Source organism: Halobacillus seohaensis (assembly GCF_042663045.1).
In the GTDB taxonomy this organism is placed as follows: Bacteria; Bacillota; Bacilli; order Bacillales; family Halobacillaceae; genus Halobacillus_A; species Halobacillus_A seohaensis.
Genome location: NZ_JBHSZV010000013.1, coordinates 167,065 through 178,978, shown reverse-complemented (window position 1 = coordinate 178,978; position 11,914 = coordinate 167,065). Strand labels below are relative to the sequence as shown.

10 protein-coding genes are annotated in these 11,914 nt (G+C 40.4%); all 10 read left to right on the top strand.

All coding sequences use genetic code 11. From position 1 onward, the window contains the following. The first annotated feature begins 61 nt into the window (after window positions 1-61). Complete coding sequence (gene lspA, locus ACFQIC_RS05360; RefSeq protein ID WP_204707887.1) at window positions 62-532, top strand: signal peptidase II; 471 nt, start codon at window positions 62-64, stop codon at window positions 530-532. Further along, the gene (locus ACFQIC_RS05355; protein ID WP_204707886.1) at window positions 532-1,440 is read left to right on the top strand and encodes an RluA family pseudouridine synthase; all 909 of its coding nucleotides are present in this window, start codon (window positions 532-534) and stop codon (window positions 1,438-1,440) included. Before lspA ends, ACFQIC_RS05355 begins: the two co-directional genes overlap by 1 nt. A 162-nt stretch (window positions 1,441-1,602) precedes the next feature. Then, complete coding sequence (gene pyrR, locus ACFQIC_RS05350; RefSeq protein ID WP_204707885.1) at window positions 1,603-2,145, top strand: bifunctional pyr operon transcriptional regulator/uracil phosphoribosyltransferase PyrR; 543 nt, start codon at window positions 1,603-1,605, stop codon at window positions 2,143-2,145. A 134-nt stretch (window positions 2,146-2,279) separates the two neighbouring features. Then, window positions 2,280-3,665 (top strand): solute carrier family 23 protein, encoded by a 1,386-nt coding sequence (locus ACFQIC_RS05345; RefSeq protein ID WP_204707884.1) that lies wholly within the window; start codon window positions 2,280-2,282, stop codon window positions 3,663-3,665. A gap of 135 nt (window positions 3,666-3,800) precedes the next feature. Then, window positions 3,801-4,679 (top strand): aspartate carbamoyltransferase catalytic subunit, encoded by an 879-nt coding sequence (locus ACFQIC_RS05340; RefSeq protein ID WP_204707883.1) that lies wholly within the window; start codon window positions 3,801-3,803, stop codon window positions 4,677-4,679. Window position 4,680: 1 nt separating this feature from the next. Further along, a complete protein-coding gene (locus ACFQIC_RS05335) occupies window positions 4,681-5,958 on the top strand; it encodes a dihydroorotase (RefSeq protein WP_204707882.1) in 1,278 nt (425 codons plus the stop codon). Then, window positions 5,955-7,049 (top strand): carbamoyl phosphate synthase small subunit, encoded by a 1,095-nt coding sequence (locus ACFQIC_RS05330; protein ID WP_204707881.1) that lies wholly within the window; start codon window positions 5,955-5,957, stop codon window positions 7,047-7,049. The genes ACFQIC_RS05335 and ACFQIC_RS05330 overlap by 4 nt, the downstream gene beginning before the upstream one ends. After that, complete coding sequence (carB, locus tag ACFQIC_RS05325) at window positions 7,042-10,245, top strand: carbamoyl-phosphate synthase large subunit (RefSeq protein WP_204707880.1); 3,204 nt, start codon at window positions 7,042-7,044, stop codon at window positions 10,243-10,245. The genes ACFQIC_RS05330 and carB overlap by 8 nt, the downstream gene beginning before the upstream one ends. Next, complete coding sequence (locus ACFQIC_RS05320) at window positions 10,242-11,009, top strand: dihydroorotate dehydrogenase electron transfer subunit (protein WP_204707879.1); 768 nt, start codon at window positions 10,242-10,244, stop codon at window positions 11,007-11,009. Before carB ends, ACFQIC_RS05320 begins: the two co-directional genes overlap by 4 nt. Beyond that, complete coding sequence (locus ACFQIC_RS05315; RefSeq protein WP_204708024.1) at window positions 11,009-11,911, top strand: dihydroorotate dehydrogenase; 903 nt, start codon at window positions 11,009-11,011, stop codon at window positions 11,909-11,911. The genes ACFQIC_RS05320 and ACFQIC_RS05315 overlap by 1 nt, the downstream gene beginning before the upstream one ends. Window positions 11,912-11,914: the final 3 nt, after the last annotated feature.

Sequence of the window (11,914 nt, the reverse complement as noted above, 5' to 3'; positions counted from 1 at the left end):
AAGCGGAATGATTTTAGATATGGTACAATAGCTAGGGAAAATAAAAGTTGGAGGCTCGTCTATGTGGTTATATTATTTATTTGCTGGCGCCATTATTATCTTGGACCAACTAACTAAATGGATTGTAGCTCAGCAAATGGAGTTGCGCGAATCAATTCCTGTAATAGAAAATTTCTTTTACATAACCTCTCATCGAAACACAGGCGCAGCCTGGGGTATTCTTCAGGGACAAATGTGGTTTTTCTACATCGTTACGGTGATTGTTGTAGGTGTGATTATCTACTATATGAATCAATATGCAAAAGGTAGCCGATTTGTGGGAATAGCTTTAGCATTATTATTAGCAGGAGCTATAGGTAATTTCATCGATCGCTTATTTCGTAAAGAAGTCGTAGATTTTTTTGATGTATATATCGGATCTTACAATTATCCAATTTTTAATATAGCCGATTCAGCTCTCGTCATTGGTGTCATTTTAGTTATGATTGCTACTTTTGTCGATGAGCGTAGAAAGAAAGGAAGTACTTCCTAATGAAAGATATGTATAGAGTCATCGAATCAGATCAGTCAAAGAGAATCGATAAACTTTTAGCAGAAGTAATTGAAGATGTATCACGTTCACAAGTGCAATCCTGGTTAAAAGAGGATTACGTGCAAGTGAATGGTATGTTCGTCAAAAGTAACTATAAAGTTCAGGAAGGCGATGAAATTAATTGGGTTGTTCCTGAAACGAAGCCGATGGATTTAGCAGCTGAAAATATAGATATTGATATCGTTTATGAGGATGAAGATGTGGTTGTCGTTAACAAGCCGTCAGGAATGGTCGTTCATCCGTCAGCAGGACACGATAATGGTACGCTCGTTAATGCTCTTTTATATCACTGTCAGGATCTTTCAGGCATAAATGGAGTAGAGCGGCCAGGGATTGTGCATCGAATTGATAAAGATACGAGTGGGCTTCTAATGGTAGCGAAAAACGACAAAGCTCACGAATCTCTTGTTCAGCAATTAGTGGATAAGTCGGTGGAACGTAAATACCTTGCGATTGTTCATGGCATGATCTCTCACGAATATGGAACAATCGATGCTCCAATTGGCAGGGATCCTAAAGAGCGTCAACGAATGGCCGTTGTTAATGAAGGACGCGAGGCAGTGACGCATTTTCAAGTGTTAGAACATTTTAAAGACTTCTCATATGTGGAATGTAAACTAGAAACTGGAAGAACACACCAAATTCGTGTTCACCTTAGGTATATTAACCATCCGTTAGCAGGAGATCCAAAGTATGGTCCTAGAAAAACATTGGATCTTAATGGACAAGCGCTTCATGCTAAATCGATTGGTTTTGAACATCCTCGATCTGGAGAATGGTTGCATTTTCAAGCGAATCCTCCAGAGGAGTTCACAAAAGCGCTCCATTATCTTCGCAACAAAAGTTGACAAACACCGCTATGTTTGTCATAATTCACTATAAGAAATATACAGTCCTTTAAAAACAGTCCCGTGAGGCTGGAAAGGTATTCGGACCACACAATTCGTGTGTGTACAAAGCCCTTTTCTGCCCTTATGCGGAAAAGGGCTATTTGTATGGAGGTCGGAATTATGGATAAAAAAGCTACCGTTTTAGATGATGCTGCCATACGGCGCGCACTCACGAGAATCTCACATGAAATCATTGAGAAAAATAAGGGCATCGAAGACTTGGTCCTAGTAGGGATTAAAACTAGGGGTGTACCAATTGCCGATCGTTTAAAAGAAAAGATTGAAAGCATAGAAGGGCAACCGATCGCTGGTGGCGACTTAGACATTACGCTATATCGTGATGACTTGGAAGATAAAAGTTATCAGGTAGATCCAGATGTAAAGGAAGCTAATATTTCAGTGGATATCACTCATAAGAAAGTCATCTTAGTTGATGATGTATTATATACGGGTCGAACTGTGCGTGCCGCAATGGATGCACTAATGGACCATGGACGTCCTTCTCAAATTCAACTAGCTGTTTTAGTTGATCGGGGACATAGAGAGTTACCAATCACAGCAGACTATGTAGGAAAGAATATACCTACATCGCAAAATGAAGTTGTAACAGTTGGATTATCAGAAACGGATCAAGCCGACCAAGTCGTAATCTATGAAAAATAAATTGTATATACCTTTAAAGAAGTCCTGAGAGACTTAAAAGGTCGTAAGTACAGCGTGTCTTGAAGATACGTCTACCTCTTTGCGAACTTTTAAGCGAAGAGGTTTTTTTATGGGAAAAAGAGGAGGAATGGACAATGCAATCAAAAGAGACAGCAGTTGGCGTAAGAGAAATACCGAAATTACCTAAATGGTTAGCATTAAGTTTACAACATTTATTTGCCATGTTTGGAGCTACCATTCTCGTACCTTTCCTGACGGGGCTATCACCGGCTGTAGCTCTAGTTTCAAGTGGATTTGGAACACTTGCCTACCTATTGATTACTAGGGGCAGAATTCCAGCCTATTTAGGCTCAAGCTTTGCATTTATTTATCCTATTATGGAAGTTTCTAATACACATGGGATCGCAGGTGCGATGATAGGTAGTTTTTTAGCAGGCCTTGTTTATGGGTTGATCTCATTGTTAATCACGGTGTTTGGTATGAAATGGCTTATGAATATTCTACCCCCTGTCGTTGTAGGTCCAGTAATTATCGTTATCGGTCTTGGACTAGCGTCAACTGCGATTGATATGGCGATGTACCTACCGGGTGATGAGCAAGTTTATAGTGCTACACATTTCATGGTGGCCCTTGTCACTTTGGGTATTACAATTCTAGGAACAGTATTTTTCAGAGGATTTTTAAGCTTACTACCCATCCTGATTGGGATTTTAGGTGGTTATGCTTTTGCTCTTAGTCAAGGCATTGTCGATACAAGCGGGATCGTTGCAGAATGGACAAACATCACGTCTCAAGCCTCTATTGGAGGAGTGTTACAAGCAGTCTTTCAAATGCCTGAATTTCTCATTCCTTTTAGAGATTTCTCGCCTGTTTCCGTATTTAGCTGGGAAATTGTTTTCATCATGGTCCCCTTTGCCGTTGTAACCATTACAGAGCACATTGGTGATCAAATGGTACTATCCAAAGTTGTAGGACGTAACTTTTTGAAAAATCCAGGACTGAATCGTTCCATTCTGGGAGATGGAGTTGCGACGATCATGTCTTCCTTCTTAGGGGGTCCTCCAAATACGACTTACGGTGAGAATATTGGTGTACTTGCGATCACTCGAGTATATAGTGTTTTCGTCATCGGAGGCGCAGCAGTTTTTGCAATCTTTTTCGGGTTTGTCGGTATGAGCACTGCCATTATTGGATCTATTCCTTCAGCTGTAATGGGAGGCGTATCAATCTTGCTATTCGGTACGATAGCTTCAAGTGGTCTAAGAATGTTAATAGATAATCAAGTCGACTTTGGTGAGAAACGCAACTTAATTATTTCATCAGTCATCCTCGTCATCGGAGTGGGTGGAGCGATGATTCAAGTTACAGAAGGGCTGGAAATTCAAGGTATGGCTTTGGCAGCTATCATAGGAGTAATTCTAAACTTAATTCTGCCAGATAAAGAAAAAAGCCAAGGTAACGGTCGTATGTTTGAAGAACCAGATGTGGAAGAACAACCATCGAATAGTGGAGCAGCTTAAACTAAACAAGATCGCGTTTTAACAAAGTCCTGTGAGACTTTAAAGGGTGTACTTGGGATTAGCTTATTCGTTATCTAACGAATGCAGCACCCCCGGACATCCGGGGGTGTTTTTTTACTATAAGGAGATGAGAAGATGCAACACTTATTATCGATGAATGAATTAGATACATCCGATATTCAACAACTATTTTCTAGAGCCCGGGAAGTTAAATCTAGTAATAACGAATGGGAGGCACCTCATGCTTTTGCCGCGAATATCTTTCTAGAACCGAGTACGAGGACAAAGAACAGTTTTTATATCGCAGAAAAACGTCTGGGTATTGATGTTGTAGATGTGAATGGTGCGGATTCCAGTTTAACAAAAGGTGAAAGCTTAAGAGATACGTTAAAGACTTTAGAATCTATAGGGGTACAGCTAGTTGTTTTACGTCAATCACAGCAAGGAATTTTAGATGAATTATCACAAAATCTATCCTTATCAATTATTAATGCAGGGGATGGGATGGGAGAGCATCCCACTCAATGTTTGCTTGATTTGTTCACGATTGCTGAAGAGTTTCCTTCATTTGAAGGTCTTCAAGTAACGATAGCAGGGGATGTTAAACATAGTCGCGTAGCGAGATCAAATGCTCATGCATTAAGAATGCTTGGGGCTGACGTATTATTTGTAGCTCCGCCGCAGTGGCAAGATCCAACCGTTTCGCACAACTATATATCTATGGATGACGCAGTCGAAACTAGTGATGTACTCATGCTTTTAAGAGTGCAGTGTGAGCGGCATGAACAACACGTATCTAATGAAAATTATTTATCTCACTATGGTTTAACGGCAGATCGAGAGAAACGAATGAAAGAGGGAAGTATTATTCTGCATCCTGCGCCTGTTAATCGCGGGGTGGAAATTGAGTCATCTTTAGTTGAATGTGACCGGTCCAGAATTTTTAACCAAATGTCTAATGGTGTAGCGATCAGAATGGCTATTATCCAAACTTTATTGAAGGAGGAAATATAACATGTCTTTAAAGATTACAAATGCAAAACGTTTAATTCAAGGGCAACTGGAAACTTGTGAACTATTGATAGAAGAAGGAGTAATTAGTCAAATAGACGAGACGGTACAAGGAACAGCCGAGCAAGTGATAAACGCTAATGGTCACCTGCTAACCCCAGGTTTAGTAGACTTACACATTCATTTAAGAGAACCAGGAGGGGAGAAAAAGGAAACCATTTCAACAGGAACTCAAGCTGCTGCTCGAGGAGGTTTTACCACTGTGTGTGCGATGCCAAATACACGCCCTGTTCCTGATCAAGCGGACACAATGGAACAGTTAATGGAAAACATTCAAAAGAATGCGGTCGTTCGAGTACTTCCATATGCTTCAATTACTACGCGTCAACTTGGAGAAGATATGGTTGACTTCGGAGCACTAAAAGCGGCTGGAGCGGTTGCTTTTACCGATGACGGTGTTGGTGTGCAAGAAGCAGGAGTTATGTATGAAGCGATGCTTGAAGCCTCTAAACTAAATGAAATAATTGTTGCCCATTGTGAAGACAACTCACTCGTCTACAATGGTGTTGTTCATCAAGGAGAAGTTAGTAAAAGGCTTGATGTTCCGGGAATCCCAAACATTGCAGAGTCTGTTCATATTGCTAGAGATGTTCTTTTAGCGGAAGCTGCAAACTGTCACTATCATGTATGTCACGTTTCAACCAAAGAATCTGTTCGTGTCATACGCGATGCTAAAAGAGCAGGAATTCATGTAACGGCAGAAGTCACACCACATCATCTCCTTCTGACGGAAGACGATATCAAAGCTGATGATGCCTTTTTCAAAATGAACCCACCGCTTCGGTCTAAGGAAGATCAACAGGCTTTGATTGATGGACTCCTCGATGGAACTATAGACTGTATCGCTACAGATCATGCTCCACACACAGAGGAAGAAAAGCAGGAGGGTTTACTTAAATCACCGTTTGGTATTACCGGATTAGAAACAGCTTTCCCACTTCTTTATAGTCATTTAGTTAAAAACGAAGTCATTAGTTTAGAACAACTTATTTATTGGTTAACGAAAGCACCAAGCAATGTGTTTAAATTACCATTCGGAACACTTAAAGAAGGTTCAGTTGCAGATGTCACACTTATTAATCTAGAAGATTCAAAAACTATCAATCGTTTTGACTTTGTTTCTAAAGGAAAAAACACACCTTTTCACGGTCTGGACGTCAAAGGATGGCCTGTTTTAACAATCGTTAATGGACAAATTGTATGGGAGGAGAATTCTAAATGAAGCAACTCGTACTAGAAGACGGCACTACATTTATCGGACAAGGATTTGGCAGCGATCAAGAAAGTTATGGTGAGGTTGTATTTAATACGGGAATGACCGGATATCAAGAAGTTATTTCGGATCCTTCTTATTGTGGACAGCTTGTAACTTTTACGTACCCTTTAATTGGGAATTACGGTATTAACCGAGATGACTTCGAAACGGTCAACCCAGCTATCTTAGGTGTTATTGTAAAAGAGCATTGTGATCATCCTTCAAATTTCAGAAGTGAAGAAACCCTAGATGATTACCTGAAAGCAAAAGAGATTCCAGGGATTAGCGGAATTGATACTAGAAAACTAACAAAAATCATTCGACAACATGGTGCAATGAAAGCAATGATCACTTCTATAGATCAATCGGTGGAGAAAATAGTAAATATGATGAAGGAAACCCCACTCCCGACAGATCAAGTGAAACAAGTGTCAACGGTTAAACCATACGTTGTTCCGGGTCGCGGATATCGAATTGTGTTAATTGATTTCGGAATGAAGCATGGTATTTTGAGAGAGTTTACAAAGCGAAATTGTCATGTGACTGTCGTTCCATATCACACGACAGCGGAGGAGATATTAAGGTTAAAACCGGATGGCGTAATGCTTTCTAATGGACCAGGAGATCCAAAAGACGTTCCTGAAGCCATTCAAACGATGCGACAGCTTGTTGGTCAAGTTCCGGTGTTTGGAATCTGTCTTGGACACCAGTTAATTGCTCTAGCTGCTGGTGCTGATACGAGTAAAATGAAGTTTGGACATAGAGGTGTTAATCAACCAGTCAAGGATCTTCGTTCTAACAAAACCAGAATTACTTCTCAGAACCATGGGTATGCCGTTGATGTTCAATCTGTTCAATCTACTAAGCTCAGAGTTACCCAAGTTTCTTTAAATGACGATACAGTTGAAGGACTAGAACATGCGACTAACAATGTATTTAGTGTGCAGTACCATCCTGAAAGCTCTCCTGGTCCTGATGACACATCGTATTTATTTGACGAGTTTTTAGATCGAATCAAGCAATCTCAAAAGAAAGACAAGGAGGCTTTATATGTCTAAACGAACTGATATTCAACGAATTTTAGTTATTGGATCTGGACCGATTGTTATTGGGCAGGCAGCTGAATTTGATTATTCAGGAACACAAGCTTGTCAGGCATTAAAAGATGAGGGGTATGAGGTGATTCTGGCCAATTCAAATCCTGCAACCATAATGACTGATCATACGTTTGCAGATAAAGTATATATGGAGCCGTTAACTTCAGAATTCTTAATGAAAATTGTAAGGAAAGAGCGACCGGATGCGATTTTACCGACACTTGGAGGACAAACAGGGTTAAACTTGGCGGTGGAGTTAAGCGAATCAGGTATTCTAGAACAGTACAGTGTGGACTTGTTAGGTACACCATTAAAGGCGATTCAGAAGGCGGAAGATCGAGAAAAATTTCGTTCACTCATGCATGAAATGGGCCAGCCTGTTCCTGACAGTGACATCGTAAATACGGTAGATGAAGCTTTGAGGTTTGCTGAGAAAATTGACTATCCAGTTATTGTCCGCCCTGCTTATACAATGGGAGGAGCAGGAGGTGGAATGTGCGACAATGAGGAACAACTGCGAGAGATTGCTAGAACTGGTCTTGCCCTATCACCTGTGAATCAATGCTTAATCGAAAAAAACATTGCAGGATTTAAAGAAATTGAATATGAAGTGATGCGTGATTCCAATGACCAGGCCATTGTCGTTTGTAATATGGAGAATTTTGACCCTGTCGGTATTCACACAGGCGATTCCATTGTCTTTGCCCCCTCACAAACGTTAAGTGATCGGGAATATCAGATGCTAAGAAATGCATCTTTAGAAATCATTCGCGCATTAGAAATTGAGGGAGGTTGCAACGTTCAGTTAGCTTTAGATCCTGACAGCTTCCAATACTATGTAATTGAAGTGAATCCGCGCGTTAGTCGCTCATCAGCTTTAGCTTCTAAAGCAACGGGATATCCGATCGCTAAAATGGCAGCTAAAATTGCCGTAGGAATGACGTTGGAGGAAATAAAAAATCCTATTACAGGAACAACATATGCTTGTTTCGAACCAGCCTTAGACTATGTTGTATCGAAAATTCCTCGTTGGCCTTTTGACAAGTTTGCGAAAGGTAACCGCAAACTAGGAACGCAGATGAAAGCAACGGGAGAAGTAATGTCAATAGGCAGGACCCTTGAAGAATCTTTATTAAAGGGAGTTCGTTCCTTAGAAGGAGAGAATGAAGATCTTTACGTCGATTCAGTGGCCAGCTTAAGTATAGAAGAAATGTTCGTTCGAATGAAAAAAGCGGATGACGAACGTATTTATATTATAGCGGAAGCCTTGCGCAGGGAAATAACTATAAAAGAAATTCATGATGTAACGGGGATTGACTTATTCTTCCTAATGAAGTTACAAAACATTATTGATTTGGAAAATCAGCTGAAAGAAAGCCCTTGGAATCTGGATATCATTAAAGAGTCTAAAGAGAAAGGTCTTTCAGATTCACAGCTTGCTCGCCTGCTTTCAACGACAGAAATTGAAGTAATGAATTTCCGTAATGATCATAGTATTCATCCTGTTTATAAAATGGTAGATACGTGTGCAGGGGAATTTGTTTCAGAAACTCCTTATTTCTATAGTACGTATGAAGAGGAAAATGAGTCGGTGGTCACTCCGAACAAGAAAGTATTGGTGATTGGTTCAGGTCCAATCCGAATTGGACAAGGGGTAGAATTTGATTATGCTACCGTTCATTCGGTTTTAGCACTAAAAGAGTTAGGTTATGAAGCGATTATAATGAATAATAACCCAGAAACTGTATCAACCGACTTCAGTGTATCCGACAAGCTTTACTTTGAACCACTTACCTTAGAAGACGTCATGCATGTAATTGATTTAGAACAGCCTGAGGGAGTGATTGTTCAGTTTGGTGGGCAAACCGCAATTAATCTTGTCGATGGATTAAACCACTTCGGAGTAAATATTCTAGGGACAACAATGGATGCGATCAATCAAACAGAGGATCGTGATTTATTTGAACAACTCCTCAATAAGTTGAACATTTCTAAACCAGGGGGAGAAAGTGTGACAAGTGAAGCAGGAGCTATTGAAGCTGCAAATGAAATTGGCTATCCTGTCGTTGTTCGGCCTTCTTACGTCCTAGGGGGGCGAGCAATGGAAATTGTCTATTCCGAAGAAGAATTGACCAATTATATGAAAGAAAATGTGCGAGTCCATAATGGTCATCCCATCTTAGTTGATAAGTATTTAACGGGAATGGAAATTGAAGTCGATGCAATTACCGATGGAAATGATGTGGTTATTCCTGGAATTATGGAACATATTGAAAGAGCAGGTGTCCACTCGGGAGATTCCATGGCAGTTTATCCTACTCAGCGTCTGACACCAGCACTTGAACAGCAATGTGTTGATGCAACGGTGAAAATAGCCACAGAACTAAATATGAAAGGGTTAATTAATATTCAATTCGTTATTTTAAACGAGACAGCATATGTTCTTGAAGTTAACCCACGGGCTAGTCGAACCGTTCCTTTCTTAAGTAAAATTACCGGAATAACTATGGCACAGTTGGCTACAAAAGTTATTATGGGTGAAAAGCTAAGCACTCTTGGCTATGCATCAGGAATGGCTGAAAAACCAGAGGGAGTTTATGTGAAAGTGCCTGTGTTCTCTTTTGAAAAGTTAAGAAGTGTAGACACTACGCTTGGGCCAGAGATGAAATCAACTGGTGAAGTAATCGGCTATGATCAGAGCTTAGAAAAGGCACTCTATAAAGGAATGACAGCAGCCGGTTTGAAAATTCCCACAGAAGGTTCTGTATTACTAACTGTAGCTGATAAAGACAAAGGTGAAATGGTCGGGATTGCAAAGACTTTTCATCAGCTAGGTTTTCATCTGTTCGCTACGGAAGGAACCGCTCAAACGATACAGGAAGCGGATATTCCAGTAGAAGCTGTTGGCAAATTAGGGTCTGAACAACGCGATATTATTGACTTAATTAGAAATGGGGATGTTCAGTTTGTCGTAAATACGATAAATAAAGGGCGTCGTTCCCGTTCGGATGGATTCCTAATAAGGAGAGAAGCCGTTGAACATGGAATAGCTTGTTTGACTAGCTTAGATACAGCTAAAACAATTGTAGAAGTAATCGATGCGATGACATTTACTGCTCGGACAATTGATAAAAAAGAGGCGGTGTTTAATCGATGATACGAGAATGGATGACGATTATTAATCACCAACTGATAGCTTCTCAAACGTACTTGTTAGAGATTCAAGGAGAAATAGCGACACTAGTGGATAGCCCGGGACAATTTGTTCATATCCAAGTAAGTGAACAGTATTTCTTGCGTCGTCCTGTATCAATCGCCGATGTAAGTCCAGTTAAAGGAACGATTACGTTATTGTATAAAGTAATGGGAGAAGGTACGGATGCCTTAACCCATAAAAAAGCAGGAGAAAAAATTGATATTGTAGGACCAGGAGGCAAAGGCTTTCCGGTCCAAGACATTAATAATAGTAAAGCTCTTCTCATTGGAGGGGGAATTGGTATCCCTCCTTTGTATTTTCTAGCTAAGCAGTTAACGGCCAAAGGAATAGAAGTGACTAGTGTATTAGGTTTTCGTTCAGAAGAGGATATGTTTTATGTGAAAGAATTTGAATCTCTTGGCAAGGTCCATGTGACAACGAATGATGGCACTGTAGGTACAAAAGGGTTTGTAACCGATGCCTTGCCATCACTGGAAAATATCGACACATACTTCACGTGTGGCCCTACAATCATGTTAAGAAATGTGAAAGAAAAACTTAAAGGAGTTCCGGGCTATATTTCTATAGAAGAACGGATGGGTTGTGGAATCGGAGCATGTTTCGCCTGCGTTCTTGAAACACCAGCCAAGGAGGACGGGAAAGGTTATGTTAAGGTTTGCAGTGATGGTCCTGTTTTCCGTCCTGAGGAGGTTGTTCTCAAATGATGATGAACGTTAAACTACCAGGTTTAGACTTAAAGAATCCAATCATGCCTGCCTCTGGGTGTTTTGGTTTTGGAAAAGAATTTGCCGAGTTTTATGATTTATCTGTATTAGGAGCGATCATTATAAAAGCTTCTACAGTAGAAAAAAGGTTTGGTAATCAAACGCCGAGAGTGGCTGAAACAGCAAGTGGAATGTTGAATGCTATCGGTTTACAAAATCCGGGAGTAGATGGGGTTATAAAGGATGAACTGCCTTTCTTATATCCGTTTAAAACACCGATTATTGCTAATGTGGCCGGTAGTACAATTGAGGAATATATTACCGTAGCACACGAACTTTCCAGAAGTGGGGTACATGCCCTTGAAATTAATATATCTTGCCCAAACGTAAAAGAGGGAGGCGTCCAGTTTGGAACAGACCCTACCTTGGCATATGAAGTGACGCGCAAGGTGAAAGAAGTGAGCAATCTTCCGGTATATATTAAGTTATCTCCAAATGTGACGGACATTGTAGGCTTAGCTAAGTCTGTAGAAGAAGCAGGTGCTGATGGTTTATCAATGATTAATACGTTAACTGGAATGAAAATTGATCCAACTTCGAGAAAACCAATTATTGCTAATCAAACAGGGGGACTATCAGGTCCAGCGATCAAACCTGTAGCCATTCGGATGATTCATCAAGTGTATAAGGAAGTTGATTTGCCGATTATCGGCATGGGCGGAATAGAGACGACAGAAGATATTGTAGAATATTTGCTTGCTGGAGCGAGTGCTGTAGCTATAGGCAGTGCAAATTTTAAAAACCCTAACGTTTGTAAGGATTTAATTGACCAATTGCCAGATGCGCTTAAGAAATTTGGATTCGATTCTGTTGAAGAGGCGATTGGAGGGGCTCATTATTAAAGC